At 60.7% G+C, this 16,594-nt stretch carries 13 protein-coding genes and 1 pseudogene; 2 read left to right on the forward strand and 12 right to left on the reverse strand.

Features of this window, described 5'->3' with window-relative positions; translation table 11 throughout:
- Window positions 1–199 precede the first annotated feature (199 nt).
- The 4 genes and pseudogenes from ABIB06_RS12450 to ABIB06_RS12465 all read right to left on the reverse strand — a co-directional run.
- A pseudogene (locus ABIB06_RS12450) lies at window positions 200–1,425 on the reverse strand (TRAP transporter large permease); the annotation flags it as partial.
- Window positions 1,426–1,906: 481 nt separating this feature from the next.
- Window positions 1,907–2,509 (reverse strand): PepSY domain-containing protein, encoded by a 603-nt coding sequence (locus ABIB06_RS12455; protein WP_354047225.1) that lies wholly within the window; start codon window positions 2,507–2,509, stop codon window positions 1,907–1,909.
- Window positions 2,510–2,637: 128 nt separating this feature from the next.
- Complete coding sequence (locus ABIB06_RS12460) at window positions 2,638–3,042, reverse strand: DoxX family protein (RefSeq protein WP_354047223.1); 405 nt, start codon at window positions 3,040–3,042, stop codon at window positions 2,638–2,640.
- A 73-nt stretch (window positions 3,043–3,115) separates the two neighbouring features.
- Window positions 3,116–3,979, reverse strand: a complete 864-nt coding sequence (locus ABIB06_RS12465) for a pirin family protein (protein WP_354047222.1) — start codon at window positions 3,977–3,979, stop codon at window positions 3,116–3,118.
- Between the two features lie 95 nt (window positions 3,980–4,074).
- Here ABIB06_RS12465 and ABIB06_RS12470 point away from each other — a divergent pair, with 95 nt between their 5' ends.
- Complete coding sequence (locus ABIB06_RS12470; RefSeq protein WP_354047220.1) at window positions 4,075–4,965, forward strand: LysR family transcriptional regulator; 891 nt, start codon at window positions 4,075–4,077, stop codon at window positions 4,963–4,965.
- Between the two features lie 443 nt (window positions 4,966–5,408).
- Here the strand turns inward: ABIB06_RS12470 and ABIB06_RS12475 are convergent, their stop codons facing one another.
- The 5 genes from ABIB06_RS12475 to ABIB06_RS12495 all read right to left on the reverse strand — a co-directional run bounded on the left by ABIB06_RS12475 (window position 5,409) and on the right by ABIB06_RS12495 (window position 11,457).
- The gene (locus tag ABIB06_RS12475) at window positions 5,409–6,635 is read right to left on the reverse strand and encodes an ABC transporter substrate-binding protein (protein WP_354047218.1); all 1,227 of its coding nucleotides are present in this window, start codon (window positions 6,633–6,635) and stop codon (window positions 5,409–5,411) included.
- Window positions 6,636–6,698: 63 nt separating this feature from the next.
- The gene (locus tag ABIB06_RS12480; RefSeq protein ID WP_354047216.1) at window positions 6,699–7,574 is read right to left on the reverse strand and encodes a VOC family protein; all 876 of its coding nucleotides are present in this window, start codon (window positions 7,572–7,574) and stop codon (window positions 6,699–6,701) included.
- On the reverse strand, window positions 7,571–8,773 hold the full coding sequence (locus ABIB06_RS12485) for an FAD-dependent monooxygenase (RefSeq protein ID WP_354047214.1): 1,203 nt from the start codon (window positions 8,771–8,773) through the stop codon (window positions 7,571–7,573). Before ABIB06_RS12485 ends, ABIB06_RS12480 begins: the two co-directional genes overlap by 4 nt.
- On the reverse strand, window positions 8,770–10,392 hold the full coding sequence (locus ABIB06_RS12490; RefSeq protein ID WP_354047212.1) for an FAD-dependent monooxygenase: 1,623 nt from the start codon (window positions 10,390–10,392) through the stop codon (window positions 8,770–8,772). The genes ABIB06_RS12485 and ABIB06_RS12490 overlap by 4 nt, the downstream gene beginning before the upstream one ends.
- A gap of 192 nt (window positions 10,393–10,584) precedes the next feature.
- Window positions 10,585–11,457 carry a fumarylacetoacetate hydrolase family protein gene (locus ABIB06_RS12495; RefSeq protein ID WP_354047210.1) on the reverse strand — a complete coding sequence of 291 codons (873 nt, stop codon included), beginning with the start codon at window positions 11,455–11,457 and terminating at the stop codon, window positions 10,585–10,587.
- Between the two features lie 131 nt (window positions 11,458–11,588).
- Here ABIB06_RS12495 and ABIB06_RS12500 point away from each other — a divergent pair, with 131 nt between their 5' ends.
- Window positions 11,589–12,350 carry a GntR family transcriptional regulator gene (locus ABIB06_RS12500; protein WP_354047209.1) on the forward strand — a complete coding sequence of 254 codons (762 nt, stop codon included), beginning with the start codon at window positions 11,589–11,591 and terminating at the stop codon, window positions 12,348–12,350.
- Between the two features lie 54 nt (window positions 12,351–12,404).
- On the opposite strand, the gene ABIB06_RS12505 is transcribed toward ABIB06_RS12500, so the two are convergent.
- From ABIB06_RS12505 to ABIB06_RS12515, 3 genes are all read right to left on the reverse strand, one after another.
- On the reverse strand, window positions 12,405–13,406 hold the full coding sequence (locus ABIB06_RS12505) for an NADP-dependent oxidoreductase (RefSeq protein ID WP_354125594.1): 1,002 nt from the start codon (window positions 13,404–13,406) through the stop codon (window positions 12,405–12,407).
- Between the two features lie 475 nt (window positions 13,407–13,881).
- Complete coding sequence (locus tag ABIB06_RS12510; RefSeq protein WP_502916531.1) at window positions 13,882–14,865, reverse strand: HlyD family secretion protein; 984 nt, start codon at window positions 14,863–14,865, stop codon at window positions 13,882–13,884.
- Between the two features lie 59 nt (window positions 14,866–14,924).
- Window positions 14,925–16,565: an efflux MFS transporter permease gene (locus ABIB06_RS12515; protein ID WP_354047205.1), complete on the reverse strand. Its 1,641-nt coding sequence runs from the start codon at window positions 16,563–16,565 to the stop codon at window positions 14,925–14,927.
- Window positions 16,566–16,594: the final 29 nt, after the last annotated feature.

Here is a 16,594-nt window from a genome sequence, read left to right on the forward strand (position 1 = left end):
GTGCTGCACACGTAGGTGCCTCGTGGTCGCGCCGGCATTCCTTCCGCATAGGGATTATTAAGCTCCTTAAGCAGATTATGGGCAAAGCCCACGATGGATGCGCGTGGCATGTCCTCGTCTCCGTGTTTGGCGGGTCTGCCGAAGGACCCGGCTTGATTGCACTAGGGAATGTCCCTAGCCCGATGGCTAGGGACGGGGCTCACGAGAGAAAGCCGATCGAGATCCACGGCACGGCCGCGACGATGATGGTGCCGATCAGCAGAGCAAGCATGTAGCCCAGAATTGGCTTCGTACCCTCCGCCGGCTCGACCCGACCGATTGCACAGGCGGCGTAGTAGCCAACGCCGAAAGGCGGGGCGAACAGGCCAATGCCCATCGCCAGAATGACCACCATCGCGTAGTGCACCTCATGGATGCCAACCGCCTTGGCGATCGGGAATAGCAGAGGTCCGAACAGCACGATCGCAGGGATGCCTTCCAGGACCGAGCCCAGTATGACGAAGGCGACGATCGACACGGCCATGAACGTGGCAGTGGCGGCTCCGCCGGGCAGCCCGGTCATGGCGGCTGCGAGCGAGCGCGAGAAGCCGGACTGGGTCAGGCCCCATGCCATTCCGGTGGCCGTTCCGATGATCAGCAGGATGGAGCCGGACAGGCAGGCTGTGTCGACCAGCATCGGCTTCAACTTCGTCCAGTCGAACTGGCGGTACAGGACCAATCCGATAATGATGACGTAGACGATGCCGATCGTGGACACCTCGGTCGCCGTCGCAATACCTTCGACGACGGCGGCCCGGATCACGAAGGGCAGTGCGATCGCCAGGATCGCAATCAGGAAGTTGCGTCCGATCTCACGCTTGGTCGCACGCTTGACGTGGCTGAGATCCTCTTTCCGGTAACGCCACCAGACAACGAAGCAGAGGGTAATAGCGAGGACGACGCCCGGCAGAAGCCCGCCCGTGAAGAGGGCCGCGATTGATACGCCTGTCACCGAGCCAATGGTGATCAGGACGAGGCTTGGCGGAATGGTCTCGGTCTGGGCTCCGGTTGCAGAAAGCAGTGTCACGAGATCGCCAGGCTTCGCGCCACGCTGTTTCATCTCCGGGAACAGGACCGGTGCGATCGCCGCCATGTCGGCCGCCTTCGCGCCTGAGATGCCCGACACCAGATACATCGCCCCGACGAGCACATAATAGAGCCCGCCCGGACGTGCCCCAACAGGCTCGCCAGGAAAGCCACCATCGCTCGCGCCATCCCCGTCATCTCGATCAGAAGACCGAGGAGGACGAAGAGCGGCACGGCCAGGAGAATGAGATGCGACATGCCCTCGTCCATGCGACCGACGAGAACCATGAGAGGTGTCTGTGTTGTCAGCGTGAGATAGCCGAAGATCGCGAGCCCGAAGGCAAAGGCGATCGGGACTCCTCTGCGAACGAGAACTGTCTCGATCTGGTGCTGTTCCTCAACGGCCTTCCGGTGGCAACCGCCGAACTGAAAGACCGATTTCACTCAGAGCATCGACGACGCCATAGACCAGTATAGGTTCGACCGTCATCCGCGACCGAAGGGACAGGCTGTCGAGCCGTTACTGAGCTTCCCGAGCGGTGCCTTGGTTCATTTCGCTGTCAGCAATAGCGAAGTCCACATGACGACGCAGCTTGCTGGTCCAGCGACCGCTTTCCTGCCCTTCAACGAGGGCGACCACGGGGCGAAGGGTAAAGCAGATCTGATCGACGTTTGACTGCCGCGTCGCACGACCGAAATTCGACATAGGCGACGGACCGCTCGCGCTTCGGCTCGCGCAGGAAGCTGATGCAGCATTAGGCTGATGGGATCGGCCGCTGGCTCGATCCCAAGATGGCGCGCAGGCTTGAATCTCCTATCATCAGGCTGGTTGCGCAGCGCCTTAGTGGTGAGTTGACCTTTGCTTTTCGACTTTGGGGGGCTCGAGCATGACTTCCTTCAAGCGTTCGCCGCTGGCAACGACGATCACGAAGTTGAGTTTGCCATTCTGTTTCACCAGCCCCCCAGCCAGAGCGCTTCCGGCTGCGGCCTTCTCGGCAACGCGCACGGCATCCGACAGCTCCTGCTCGATCCATTTCAGGGCTATGATGTTGACCAGGTCTTCTCGATCGAGTTCCTTCAGGGATGACGCAACTTCCCTTTCGGTGATGCTTCCAGTATTGGCGTCTATGACATTTTCCCAAACTTGTTCGTTTTTCACAGTCCTCACGCGATAGACCGGCACGCCCGATATCTCGAAGCTAATATCGGCGGTCCTCGAGCCGTCGTGCAAATGCTCCGCGATCGCTATGGCCTGACTGAGTGCTACGCGTGTTGTTCGAAATTGCTCGAGCACGCGACGGGTTGCTTTCTCCTCGGCGTCGCCCTGTGCGGCCGCGGCTGGGCTTTCTGCGCCTAAATGTGGATCAGCGACGCCGGCTATCGCTCCGGTAGCCGCGATCGTGGCGGACCAGAGCATGAAGGCAAACAAGCGCTTCTTCGACATAGGCTGAATCCCGTGATTGTTGCTTCAAATCCAGCCGCTTCTTGCTTAGTTCGCTTGTGAACATTTCTGGAGGATTTGCCGCGCCGCGGCGAGATGGGTCTCGCCGCTCCTTTTTTTGATCCGGCCGCTCACGCGGAGACGGAAGCGGACTGGTGCCGGTTGTCCAGGCTGAACGCGCCGGCACCGAACGCAACCACCTGTAGAAGGCCTCCGGTGATCGCGAGGTTTTTCATGAAGTGGATCATCTGGTTCTGGTCGGCCATGCTGTTGTGGAACAGCACGGCCGCGGCCAGCGTGAAGATTGCCAGGGCTGCAGCGACGAGGCGGGTTTGAAAGCCAACCAGCAGGGCGAGCCCGCCAATCACCTCGACGATCGCGGCGACGGCGAAAGCAGCCGGAGCAAATGGCGCCCCAGCGGATTGGATGTAGGCGATGGTGTTGGCGGGAGCAGCGATCTTCGACAGACCCGACAAGACGAAGATGAGTGCGATCAGCAGGCGACCCAGTGCAGGCAGATACGTAGGCGTAGGCATGGAAGAACTCCTGGTTTGAGTTGGTTGGATTGACGGCTTGTTCCGACGGTAATGATGGACCCGATGAGGCATGTCAGATCTGTCCCATCCGTCCCGCGTGATAGTCACGGGCCGCGCGTTCGAGTTCGGCGATGGTATTCATGACGAAAGGACCGTGGCGGACGATGGGAGCATCGATTGGGTCGCCGCCAACCAGCAGCAGCTCACTGTTCTCCTGCACTGCGAGTTGAAGCGTGTCCCCGGACGTAAGGCGGGCAAGCTGCCCCGGCCCGATGGTCTCGTCGGCAATGGCGATCTTGCCCGTCATGACATAGAGCGCAAGTTCACGTGCGCCCGACGCATCAATGCGCAGTGTGCCGCCGGACATCAGGCTGGCGTGAACCACGAAGGGACTGCCGGAAGTCCAGACGGGACCGGTGACGTTGCCGACCTGCCCTGCAATGAGGCGCACGGTTCCGTTGTCATGCGGCAACAGCGGAATCTCGCCGGCCTTTACATGCCTGTAGGCAGGATCCGCGTGCTTTCCGCCTTTCGGCATATTGATCCACAACTGCACCCCATGCACCCGGCCGCCCGTGCGCACCAGGGCCTCGTCCGGCGATTCGTCATGGATCACACCGCGGCCGGCGCGCATCCACTGCACCTCGCCTGGCCCCATCGCGCTGACATTGCCGAGGCTGTCCTTGTGCACCGAGCGCCCTTCGACGAGCAGGGTCAGAGTCTCGATGCCGGCGTGGGGATGAGCCGAGGCGCCCTTGGCTTCGCCCGGCTGCACGTCGATTGGACCGAAATGATCCAGGAAGATGAAGGGGCCAATGGCCTCGAAGGCGGACGAGGGAATCGCGCGACGAACCTCGAATCCGTCTCCTTCAAGGGTATGGAGGGCGGCATGGAGGGTCGCGACGTTGCGCTCGCGCGGAAGCGTTAAGGTATTCATGGGCGATCTCGTTTGTACCGATGCGTGAGCGATACCCGCCCTTCACATTTCAGAAAATACGGATAATGTAGAATAGATTGTTCAGGATTTTAGAAATGATAATCGGCACGCCCACAATCGATCAGCTCCAGATTCTGGCGACCGCGGTGGAGTGCGGCAGCTTCGCCGCGGCCGGACGGCGCCTCAACCGTGCCACCTCCGCGATCGCCTACGGGATCGACAATCTCGAGGAGCAGCTCGGGGTTGCCGTGTTCGATCGCTCGGGGACAAGGAAGCCTGAACTGACCGAAGCCGGACGTGCGCTGCTCGCTCACGCACGCTCAGTTCTGCAGGGTATGGAGAAGATGCGCGCAAAGGCCGCGAGCCTCCGCGAAGGCGAGGAAGCAGAGGTCTCGCTGGTCGCTGACGTGATGCTCCCAACTTCCCGCCTGGTCGACGCTCTGCAAGCCTTCCAGATTACGTATCCGACAGTTCAGTTACGGGTGCATGCGGAAGCGCTTGGTGCGGTGACCCAGCTCCTGGCAGACGGCACCGCACGGCTTGGAATCAATTGCGCCATGCATCCACTTCCGGATGACATGGACAGGCAGCAGATCGGAAGCGTCAGGCTAATCCCGGTCGCATCGCCGTCTCATCCGCTGGCACGCTCGCGGCGACATTCGCCTGGTGAGCTGCGCGAGCATGTCCAGCTGGTCCTGACCGACCGTTCGCCCCTGACGCAAGGCCAGGATTTCGGTGTCGTCAGTAGCAAGACATGGCGGCTGGCAGATCTTGGCGTGAAGCATGCCTTGTTATTGGCCGCGATCGGTTGGGGCTTGATGCCGGAATTCATGGTCCGCGGCGACCTGGAGGCAGGACGACTCATCGATCTGGATATCCATGGCGTGAAGGATGCGCTGTATCCGCTGCAGGCGATCTGGCGAGTCCAAACGCCACCAGGTCCTGCAACGCAATGGCTGATCGACCGATTTGCAGCGCAGGTCTGAATTCTGCGCTATTGCATGTGCAAGAACGGAAAGCTCTCGCACATATAAAATCCTCGGGCGTCGTGACATCTGCGGTTGCCGTTGACGTAGCTAGCATTCTTTCGCTGATGATACGGACGGCTTCACTCTACCTTTTCATAGAGGCGGATCGTCCAGAAGGCCTCTCTGCGTCAGCCCAATCTGACGGATTCGTGTGCCGTCCCACTGGGGGTGCCGTGCCAATGACGGCAGGCCATGCAGTTGAATCCCTTTTCCAACTTCCTGGCCGTTGGAGAAGCCCTAGAGGCTTGCCGCTGATCGGCGATGCGACGAGCGCGGAATCGCTGGCAGTACGATAACGACAGCGGCCGAGTTGATCGATGCCGGAGAAAGGCTCGGCGTCATCCGCGAGGGAGCAATCGCAGACCTTCTTGTCGTCCAGGAAACCCTTTGCCATGGGACCATCACTTCTCGCTCAGCGTTCCTTCAATGACAGGGCCAAACCGCACCCAGTTCTGTCCGTCGAACTTCTGCAGTTGCATTTGTTCGATCGGGTAGTGGTCGCGGGGCGACGTGCTCAGCCCGACGTCCGGAAGTAGCATCTCGAGATGGACCTGGTTCAAGGCCTCAGCCTGCCTCATTATGTTTTCGCGTGTGAGGTCATCCCAGCACTGCTGGAGTACTGCGACGAGCGCTTGGGCGGCATTGTATCCATAGACCAAATAGAAATTGGTCTTGTCCTCTCCCGGCATGTATTTATCGATGAACTCGGAAAACCTCTTCAAACCGGGATCATCCTTCCAGGCGGTGTCGGCAGGATCCTTGCTGTAGCTCGCCGTGATGATGTCCTTGGCGTTCTCGAAGCCGGCGGGCTTCAAGACCGCGCTGATGGATTGCGAATTTCCGTGCAGGACATGTACGGGCTTCCAACCGATCTCAGCCGCCTTCTTGATGGCTTGCGCCGCGAATTTCGCCGACGCGAAGTTGACAAGGATGCTTGCACCGGAGAATTTCAACTTCACCAATTCGGAATCGATCGTCGGCGCGCTGGTCTCATAGGTGACTTCGGCAACGATGTTGCCGACGGCATTGCCGAGACCATCCTTCAGGCCCTTGATGTTGTCCCGCCCGAAGTCGTCATTGGACGAGAGAACGGCAATCCTGCCATCGGGATAGTTGTTGCGCAGGTATCTGCCGTAAATGCGTGTTTCACTCTGGTAGCTCGGCTGGAATCCCATCGACCAGGGATAGATCTTGTGATCGCCGAAGACGGTTCCTCCGGCCGCGATGAACAGCTGCGGCACCTTCTTGGCGTTGACATATTTGATAACCGACATGGTGGTCGGCGTACCGAGTTGATTAAAGAGGAGAAGGACCTCGTCGCTTTCGATCAACTTGCGCGTCTGTTCCACCGTTTTCGGAGGACTATAGGCGTCGTCGTAAGAGATGAACTCAATCTTGCGGCCGTTGATCCCGCCCTGATCGTTGATCATCTTGAAATAGGCGCCTTCCGTTCTCGCGATGATGCCGTTCGATGACAATGGCCCGCTGTAGGGCGCGGTATTGCCAATCTTGATTGTCGTATCGGATGCGCCGGTATCGTATCGTTTCTCGTCAGCGGCGCCCGGCGTCGCAATAGCGAAGCAAACAAGCACCGCCGCCGCGATACCCAAACAAGCGGCGCCCCGCATGCGTGCGTTCCCTGACATCTCTCTCCCCTCGACTTGTTGTTTCATCAGCCGACGGCCGGACGGTCATGCCGTCTTCAGGTCGAAGTCGAACCGGGTTCCCCAGGTCGTCAATTGCTCGATCGTCCACACCCGAGGACGTTGGGGCAGGTCCTCATGCCAAGGCCGCGGCTCGAAAATGTTGAGCTCCGGAATGAGCACGTCCATGTCGGAATAGAGCTCGATCAGGAAACGGCTCGGGTCGTAGTGATAGGAAGCGAGGTTGTGCCCCGCAGTGTGCCGCGACGGTCCCCACAGGATCGGATGATTTTGCTTTGCAAGAAAATCGGCCACATCATGATGCGCGGCGCGGCTGCGCAGCTCAAACGCAAGGTGATGAAGCCGGGTCTCCGGCGCACCGATGACGTTGAGCACGTGGTGATCGTGATTGCAGGTCAGGAACGTCGCAACTCCTTCGAACCAATCGGTCGTGCGGAATCCGATGGCCGAACAGAATTCCACGAATTTGTCGGCCTCCGGCGTTATCAGGGCAACATGCCCAAGACGCGTTGGAACGACGCCCGAGGCGCGGAAGCCGGGGCCAGGCATCGCCATCTCCGGCAACAGATGGAGCGTGTGCCCCGCAACGACGACCTCCACCAGGACGGGAACGCCCGGCCGCGCGTCGCTTTTCTTTTCGGCAGAGAGGCCGAGACCGCGGAGCGACTTCACCGTCTCGTCGGCCGTTTCCTGTTCGATCCTCAGGCCGAGCGCCGTGAGACGCTTCTCGGGCGCCGGCTTGATGGTGATGTTGTGGTGATCGAGGCCGAGGCTGAAATAGGAGCGGCCGTCGGGTCCACGCTCGGCAGGCGTTCCGCCGAGCACGCGGTCATAATAGGCGACCTCCTCTTCCGCGGCAGGCGTATCGAGATCGACATAGGCGATTTGGAAAGCGCGGGTCATGGTTGTTCCTCCAGATTCGCCGCGATGGCTTCTGCGTCGTAGGCGTAAAGTCGGTTCATTGCCTCGGAACTGCCGCGCACACCTCGCGTGGCGAAGAGGTGATCCCTCTCGAGCTGTTGTGGTCCGTCATGCAGGTGGAAGCTTGTGGCATTGGCGCGAGATCTTTCCTGCACCCCGGTTGCGCGCGGCTTGCGCAATGTGACGTAGGCGCGAAACGCCGACGGAATGTCGAAGGCTGCGTACTTCAGGCAGGCCGCCAGCGCAGCACTGTCCTCGATGGCCTGCGCCGCCCCCTGCGCCATGTAAGGCAGCATGGGATGGCACGCGTCCCCCAGCAGCCCGACACGCCCCCGCGTCCATTCCGGAAGTGGATCGCGATCGAACAACGCCCATTTGAACGTCTCGTCGACGGCGTTGAGGATCGTCGCGATCTGCGGATGCCACCCCTCGTATTTCCTTGCGGCATCGGAGATCGAACCGCGGTCAGACCATTGCTCCCGAGTCCAGGTCGCCTCTTCGCTGACAGCCACGAAGTTCAGGAATCGACCCGAGGAAACGAAGTAATGAACGAAGTGTCCGCCAGGACCCACCCAGTTCGTGACATCGAGCGGAAGGCCGAGATGCGCGATCCGTTCAACAGGTGCGAGCCCCCGATACGCGATCTGCCCCGAGAACCGCGGCTTTTCGACGCCGAACAGGCGCTCGCGAACCTGGGAGTGGATTCCGTCGGCGCCGATGAGGAGATCGCCGCGCTGGGACGTGCCGTCCTCGAAGCGGGCGGTCACGCCCGTTTCGTCTTGTTCGACATCGACCAAACGTCGTCCAAGCTTGATCTCCTTGCGACCGAAGGCGTCAGCTAGAAGGGCGATGAGGTCAGCCCGGTGGAAATGGTAGTAGGGCGCCCCGTAACGGTTCTCGATGGCATCGCCCAGTTCCTCGCGCCCCAGGACTCGGCCGTCCTGCCAGCGACGAAACACGACCGAGGAAGGACGAACCGCGGCCCGCGCCATGGCGTCGCCAAGCCCGTAGCGGCCCAGCAGCCGGGAGACATTTGGGCTGATCTGAATGCCCGCGCCAACCTCGCGCTGCGCCAGCGTCTGCTCGAACAGGGATACGTCGAGGCCGGCCCGACGCAACGCGATGGCCGCCGCCGTGCCTCCGATGCCGGCGCCGATCACCAGGGCATGAAGCGGCTTCACCGGTCCGCTCCCCAGCCGAACGCCGTCGCGAGGATCGCGTCGGCGTTGGGCGTTTTGCTACCCGTTCCCCGCCACGCAATGTGGTGGTCGGGCCGCACCAGCAGCATGTCCCGTCCGTAGACCCCCTTCAGATCGGGCTCGTCGAGCTGCAGGATCGACAGCGGTATCTGCCGTCGCGCCGCCGCATCGACAAAGGGCGACGGATCACTCCCGCGGAAATCGATCAGCGTAAAATTCGGGCCCAACCGATCGTAGAGCGCCGTCCCGTCTTTCAGATATGTACTGGGCAAGCGGGCGCCGGGCGTCGTCGTCGGCTTGTAGACAATGGAATCGAATGGAAAGCGAGTGGCCGAGCTATCTGCGACGATCGGCGATCCCTCATAGATGAAGCCGTGTTCGATCCCGAAACATTCGTTCTCGACGTTGCCGAGCCCGGCGATCGCTGCACTGACTTCCGCCCGGCGCACGGGATTGTCGCTGTTGTCGCCTTCCAGCAGGCCTCCATAGGCTTCGGCAATCTGCATTCGAACTTGCATGTGGCGGCCGGATGCGTCGCGATTTCGTGCCGCCACGGGACGCCGCTCGATCTCATACGATTCGAGCAGGCCGGGCCCGCCGAAACCGTGCAGCGTCGCCGCCAGCTTCCAGCCGAGGTCGACGGCATCGCCGACCCCGGAATTCATCCCATAGCCGCCTGTCGGGATGAACTGATGTGCGGAATCACCGGCGAGCAAGACACGTCCCCTGCCATAACTTTCGGCGACCAGGAGGTGGGGCGTCCACGCATTCGCGACGAGAATGTCGAAGGCGAATGGCCGGCCGGCATAAGCCTCGACGAGAGCGCGCGGATCGAGCTTGGTCGCGTCCTGGCCGGGAAGGACAGGCACGTGAAGCGTCCAGATGTCGTCGTCGTTCTGGGCGATCATCGTTCCAAGCGGCGACTGGTAGTGCCAGGCAACGCCCCAGCGCTGCAGCAGATCGCGCTCGGTCGATCGGAAGTGGATCATGTAGAGCTCGCCGACGCGCGATTGCCCCTCGAGCTGGATGCCGAGCCCCGCCCGAACGCGGCTGGAGCCGCCGTCGCAGCCAACGAGATATTGGCAGCTCACTTGCTCCTGCGCACCAGTCCCCTGCTCCCGCAGTACCGCGATGACACGATCGTCCTTCTCTTCAAAACTTTCGAAGGCGACGCCGAACCGCACATCGACTTCCGGACGCGCATCGATGGATTTCTTCAGAACCGGCTCGATCTCGACCTGCGAGACCCGCATCGGGGGTTCGAGCGGTTGGGTGCCGTCGTTCTTGACACGGATCTGCTTTCGAAACTCGCTCGGGGTCATGTACCGAAAGCGATGCAGCTCATATCCGGCGAGACTTGTGATCCAGGAGACATCGAAGGAATGATCTTCCGGCACCGCGGCATGTCGCAACGCGTCCGCTAGGCCGAACTTGCGAAAAAGCTCCATGCTGCGACTGTTGGTGATGTCCATCTTCGGATGGCGGGTCGTGGTCGCGTTCTTCTCGACCACCATCGAGCGGATTCCGAAATGGGCCAGGACATTCGCGAGCGTCATCCCGACGGGACCGCCCCCTGCTATCAGAATCGGAACTGATTTCATTGTTTCCTCCCGATACAAGCGGCGAACGATCTACGTCGTGCTGCCGCCACCGAATGACGCCCGATCAGGACCCGACCTGATCAACTCCGTTGAGCCAAGGCCGTGCGTTAGTCGACTCTGGTCAAGACCTCGTCTCCACGGCAACCGATACGATGCCCGCTCGAATCCGCGAGTGACAGGATCACCCCGAGTTCAGGCGGCCGCGCGCACCGCGTCTTCTTCAAGCACGATCGGATTGCGCAGAACGCCCAATCCCTCGATCTCGATCTCGCAGACGTCACCGGGCTTCATATAGAGAGGCGGCTTGCGCGCAGCACCGACGCCAGACGGCGTGCCCGTGACAATGATGTCTCCCGGAAATAGCGTAATACCCACGCTGATCAGCGCGACCAGGGTTGCGACATCGAAGATCAGATCGGAGGTCGATGCCCTCTGCATCACCGTCCCGTTCAATCTCGTCTCGAGTTTCAGGCCGCTGGCACCTGACGGAAGCTCGTCGGCCGTGACGAACGCCGGCCCGAACGCTCCCGTGCCGTCGAAATTCTTGCCGATGGTCCATTGTGGCGTGCGGAACTGATAATCGCGAATTGTACCATCGTTGAAGATCGAATATCCGGCGACATGGTCGAGGGCCGCGGACTGCGGGATATGGCGGCCGCCGCGCCCGATGACAGCGACAAGTTCGCCTTCATAGTCGAGCGCCTCCGAGACGGCCGGACGTACGATCGGCGCACCGTGCCCGATGAGGCTCGAGGCGAACCGGCCAAACAGCGTCGGGTAGTCCGGCTGCTGGATGCTGCTTTCGGCGGTGTGGTCCGCGTAATTCAATCCGACGCAGATGATCTTGCCGGGCGCGGACAGCGGCGGCAGGAAGCTCACCGCTTCCGGATCGATCGGCTCGCCCTTGAGCAGCGCCGCGGCGAGATCCTTCAGTGCGTCCGTTCCACCGGCAATGGCGCGCTCGAGCCGGCCATCTCCGCCGTCATTGAGCCCCCAGTGCCGGCCGGCTTGATCGGCCACCGCAAGGCCGCGCGTTCCGTTACTTTCATAAGCAATGAAGCGCATGGCGCGTTTTCCTCCGTGTGCGATCTTCTATATCACATAAACTGCATAATACAATGAAAAATGCATAATTTCGGTAATATGCATATTTATAAGTGACTCCCGCCATTTCGTCCGCTATCTCTATGAGCACCATGGAATCACCCACGAGCCTCACCCACGGAGCCTATGCGGAGCTTCGCTCCGAACTGCTCGCGTGCAACTTCGCGCCCGGAGAGAAGCTGAAGATCGACGATCTGTGCCGTCGATTTGCGGTCGGTTCGAGCGCCGTGCGTGAGGCGCTGTCGCGCCTCGCATCGGAGGGGTTTGTCGTCAGCGAACCGCAGCGGGGCTTCCGCGTCGCCCCATTGTCGGTCGATGCCCTTCGCGATCTCACCGATGTTCGATGCAGCATTGAGGCGCTGTGCCTTCGAGGCGCGATCGAAAAAGGTGGCCTCGAGTGGCAATCGCAGGTCGTCGCCGCCCTGCACCGTCTGACGCATACCCCAGTTTGGGCCGACAAGGCCGCGCGTCGCTACAGCAACGAATATGCGAGGGCTCACGAGACCTTTCACGAAGTCCTCGCAGCGGGATGCGGCAGCCCCTGGCTTCTTCATCTGCGCGCGGTTCTTTTCAATCATTCTGCACGCTACCGGTGGTTTACCGGTCCCTTGTCCAAGGTGGATCGAGACCTCGATAAGGAACATCGCGAGATTGCCGAGGCCGCCTTGGCGCGGGATAGCGAACGCGCGGTCGCACTGATGAACGCGCACCTGCAACTGACCGCAAAAATCGTCCTCGACGCTGTATCGTCCGAGCGCGAGCCGGCTGAGAGAACATCAAAGGCAAAGCCGAGCAAGACTCACGCGCCCGATGGCCCAGGTCTCAAACGCAAGCGCAGCACGGCATCTGCCTGACGACCTGCCCGCTCCCGCCCGGCATGAGCAAACCGGGCGCGGAGCCGGGTGCCGCTACAATTTGATGACCAGCTTCCCGCCATTCTCCCCGGCATAGAGCATCGCAATCGATGCCGGCGCGGCCTCGATGCCGTCCTGCACGTCCTCGCGATACCGAAGCTTGCCGGAACGAATCCAGCCAGCCAGCGCCGCAACTGCCTCTTCATACCGTGGAGCAAAATCGGTGGTGAGAAAACCCTGCATGATTGCGCGCTTGACGAGCAGATGCCGCTCCGGCCGCGGTCCCTCGTTCCAGGGATCCCAGCTCGCATAAGAGGCGGTACCGCAAATCGCGATGCGTGCTCCTACATTGATCTGCCGGACAACGGCATCGTGAATTGCACCTGACGTATTGTCGAAGAACGCGTCGACGCCATTGGGGCAAAGCCCGACAAGCGCTTCATCGAGATCCGCCGTCGACTTGTAGTCGACGGCGGAATCATAGCCGAACTCCTCGATGCACTGCCGGACTTTCTCCGCACCACCGGCGAACCCGATCGTGCGACATCCCTTGATCTTCGCGATCTGGCCCACAGCCGAGCCAACCCCACCGGCGGCCGTCGAGACCACGACGGTTTCCCCTGCCTTCGGCCGGCAGACGTCCAGCAAGCCGAAATAGGCCGTCAAGCCGTTTAGTCCGAGCACACCGAGCGAGAGCGACAGCGGAAGGTCTTCCTCGAGGACCTTCCGCATGACTTGCTGCGCTTTGCCTGCGGCATAGTCCTGCCAGCCGAATATGCCCATCACCTTGTCGCCGACTGCATAGCCAGGGCTTCGCGATTCGATCACCTCTCCGACCGCGAATGCGCGCATGGTGTCGCCGACTTCGATCCTCGGCCAATAGGTGCTCTTGTCGGCAATCCATCCGCGCATGGCCGGATCTGCCGACAGGAAGATGTTACGAACGAGGAACTCGCCGTCCGAAATCCTCGGCACCTCCGTTTCGCGCAGCGCGAAGTCCGTCGGCTGCGGAATTCCGTTGGGACGTGAACTTAGCCATACTTGCCGATTCTTCATTGCTGCTGCCTTTCTATCTCATCGCGCCTTAGGGGGCCGAACTGCGCGTTTCGGTCCAGTCGACCATCGGCTTGCGCTCGGCGAAGAGCCAGGCGCCGTCGTGCTTCACGAACTTGTCCAGGTAACCCACTCGATTGTTTTAAGCGATGGTAATGCGCTGAATGTTCAGCGCAAAATTTTTCTGTGCCTGATGAAGAACCGTCTCACCGATCCGTCAGAAACTTTCGCTCTTGATTTCAAGCATCAATTTCGACGGTCCACGATTTGCTCGGTTTTCAGCGACTATCGACGTCGATCGGTCGATTTTTTGTGAAATCTCCCGCAGGACGGAATCACCAGCCACGCCAAAAGACCGTCAGCGATAGCAAAGCGGATCCGTCCGCAGCGTAGCGGTCACGCCGATTGCGAGACGGCTTTGGACCCGCGCAGCCGGCGAGCAGCAGGATCGCAATCAAGCGCGCCGGCCTTTTCGATTTCATCGCGCGTCGCCAACATCGACGTGTGTCGTCACGGACATTCCCGGTCGCAGCCGGGTGAACATCGCCTGACCTGGATCGATGGATACACGTACCCCAATCCGCTGAGGCACCTTTACGAAATTGCCAGTGGCGTTGTCCGGTTTGAGCACCGAAAACTCTGAGCCCGCTGCCGGTGAAAGCTGTTCGACGTGACCATGGAATTGCGCCCCTCCAAGGGCGTCGACCCAGAAGGTCGCAGTTGCGCCAGGCTGCATGTAAGCGGTTTGGGCCTCCTTGTAGTTTGCGATCACCCAGCGCTCGCTTGGCACAAGCGACATGAGCTGGGTGCCATTTGTGACGTACTGACCCAGGCGCACGCCCACTTCTCCAACCTGTCCAGCCACGGGCGCGCGAATTACCGTGTGGTCCAAATCGATCTGCGCCGCGTTGAGCGCGGCTTCCGCGACGGCTACCTGCGCAATGAGTCCATTTCGGCCCACCTCGACCGATCGGATTGCTTGACGGGCGACTTCAGTCTGAGTGACGGCTTGTGTCAGCGCTAAGCGGGCTTGCTCTTGTGCGCGCACCGAGATCGTACCGCCCTTCACCAAGTTGTCTGCCCGCGCCATATCCGCCCTTGCAAGGGCTAATGCCGCGTTAGCTCCCTGTAGATTCGCGTCGGCCGTGGCTCTTGCCTGGCTGGTGTTCGCCAAAGCAGCCTGAGCGGCCTCCAGTGCAGCGCGCGCCTGATCCACTTTGGCGCGATAGGTGCTGTCATCGATGCGGGCGAGAACCTCCCCAGCCTGAACAACAGCATAGTCGCTTACCGAAACTTGAACCACGTAACCACTGACTTGCGGAGCGATTACGGTGGTCCGGCCACGCACATAGGCGTTGTCTGTGATCTCGACCCCACGCGCGAATGGCCAAAAGCTGAAGGCATAAAGAACTCCAATGGCGGCGGCGAAGGCGAGCGCCACGATTACTATGAGGGCGCGAATGCGAACTGGCGGAGGGCTCCAGTAATGAACTTCAGATGGGCCGATGGAAGCGGTCTCGGTCACGCGGAATGTCCAGTTTGGGCGTGACGCCATTCCCGCCATGTGGAGTAGGAAATGCGGTAAACGAGGAAGCCCGCCGTCAGGAGCGCCAAGACTGCAACGAGACGAAAAACATCATCGAATGCGAGAATGTTGGCCTCGGCAGTTAGGCGCTGGCCGAGGAGAGCCACGCCTTCTGCACTGCGCAGCGCCGGATCGGGCAGCGTGCCCGAGACGAGGCCGGCGCCGCTCTGCAGGCGTTGAACAACTTGCGGGTCTGCAAGTGAGATGTGGTCGGCCAATGATGCGGCGTGCCGTCGTGCTTGGCTAAACTCATAGCTTCCGAGAAACGCCGAACCCGCCAGGCCGCCGACGTTCTGAGTGGAAGCGAACAAAACGACGAAGCTGATGAAGTGGTCCTGGCCCTTAGGTATCATTCGGAAGAAAAAATATACTAAGGCTGGGCCGATAAAGAGCGTGGTCCCGAAGCCAATCAACGCTTGGCTGAGATAAATCTGCGGTGGACGGGTGAGGTCGTTAGCGCCGCTGTCGATGAAGGCTCCCAGCGCGATGACTAGCGCCGCGGCCGTCACTTGCAATCCGATTCTTTCCTTCGAGAAGGTCAGGCATGCGACGACTGTGCCCGCCAAAATGGCGAGCGCGACAAGCATGAAGAGCACGTGAAGCTGATCGTTGGTGAGACCGCCGCTAGTGAGCAGTCCTACCGAACCGTAAGTCTGCTCGGCCAGCGCGACCCTCACCAGTGTCGCGACGGCAGCGAGACGCAACATGTCGCCACTGGTCAGCCAGTCGAGCCGCAGCAGCGGCCGGGCACGATGGCTTTCGATGACGAAGACACCGGCAAAGAACGGGATACAGCCCACCAGCATCCACCCAAGAAATGGAGCGTCCGTCCACCAATAGATGCGACCGAGCCCAAGCACACCACAGAACAGCAGCATGGCAGGTACTGCGAGACCTATAGTGAGGAAATCGATCGGCTCGAACGCCTTGCTCCGCTCGCTCGGGGGTAACGGCGTCAGTTTGATTGTGGCAAGGAGGAGGAGACAAACCGCCGGCTCAATGAGGTGCAGTCCCCGCCCGTGGTCCAGGGTCAGTACGTCTAGAGGCACAAGTCGGGCTAGCGGCGCCCCAAGCTGCGCCAGGCTGATCGCGGAAATCGCTCCCCAGAGCCGATGCTTCGGTGGAAACGCCTGCAGCATATAGAACATACTTAGCGCTATCAGGCTCGCTGCGGTCAGGCCGTTCGCAGCGCGTGCTGCTGCGGCTATTACGAAGTCCGGCCAAATAAGCTGAGTCAGGCCCAAAACACAGTTCATCGTTAAGACGAAGGCAGTCACCGCGGGGAAGCCGAATTGAATGCGCGCTTTCGCGAGAGACAGATTGGCCGTAGCCATGATCGCTACGAAGATCGCAGGCAACCAACTGACCTCGGCGATATCAAGCCCAAGGCTGCCGGGAAGATTGGGAACATTTACTGTGATCAGTGAGTTGGGAAAGGTGGCCGCAATCCCGATGAATGCACCGGCGAGGCCGTATTCCAGCCGACGACCTGGATGGAGCTTTGGTAGGAATGGCCCACCAGGCAACATCGGACCTTCGTCTGGCGCGAACTTGTACTCGCCGACCGTCCCGCGCATCGCTAAAGACCTCCACAATTCCGTCGCGG

It is taken from the genome of Bradyrhizobium sp. LB8.2 (assembly GCF_040548035.1).
GTDB lineage: Bacteria > Pseudomonadota > Alphaproteobacteria > Rhizobiales > Xanthobacteraceae > Bradyrhizobium.

Excerpts from the sequence above, each read along its gene's own strand:
- ABIB06_RS12495 (WP_354047210.1), bottom strand. The coding sequence starts at position 11,457 with ATGCGCTTCATTGCTTATGAAAGTAACGGAACGCGCGGCCTTGCGGTG.
- ABIB06_RS12470 (WP_354047220.1), top strand. The coding sequence starts at position 4,075 with ATGATAATCGGCACGCCCACAATCGATCAGCTCCAGATTCTGGCGACC.
- ABIB06_RS12500 (WP_354047209.1), top strand. The coding sequence starts at position 11,589 with ATGGAATCACCCACGAGCCTCACCCACGGAGCCTATGCGGAGCTTCGC.
- ABIB06_RS12475 (WP_354047218.1), bottom strand. The coding sequence starts at position 6,635 with ATGCGGGGCGCCGCTTGTTTGGGTATCGCGGCGGCGGTGCTTGTTTGC.
- ABIB06_RS12490 (WP_354047212.1), bottom strand. The coding sequence starts at position 10,392 with ATGAAATCAGTTCCGATTCTGATAGCAGGGGGCGGTCCCGTCGGGATG.
- ABIB06_RS12465 (WP_354047222.1), bottom strand. The coding sequence starts at position 3,979 with ATGAATACCTTAACGCTTCCGCGCGAGCGCAACGTCGCGACCCTCCAT.
- ABIB06_RS12455 (WP_354047225.1), bottom strand. The coding sequence starts at position 2,509 with ATGTCGAAGAAGCGCTTGTTTGCCTTCATGCTCTGGTCCGCCACGATC.
- ABIB06_RS12480 (WP_354047216.1), bottom strand. The coding sequence starts at position 7,574 with ATGACCCGCGCTTTCCAAATCGCCTATGTCGATCTCGATACGCCTGCC.
- ABIB06_RS12515 (WP_354047205.1), bottom strand. The coding sequence starts at position 16,565 with ATGCGCGGGACGGTCGGCGAGTACAAGTTCGCGCCAGACGAAGGTCCG.
- ABIB06_RS12505 (WP_354125594.1), bottom strand. The coding sequence starts at position 13,406 with ATGAAGAATCGGCAAGTATGGCTAAGTTCACGTCCCAACGGAATTCCG.
- ABIB06_RS12460 (WP_354047223.1), bottom strand. The coding sequence starts at position 3,042 with ATGCCTACGCCTACGTATCTGCCTGCACTGGGTCGCCTGCTGATCGCA.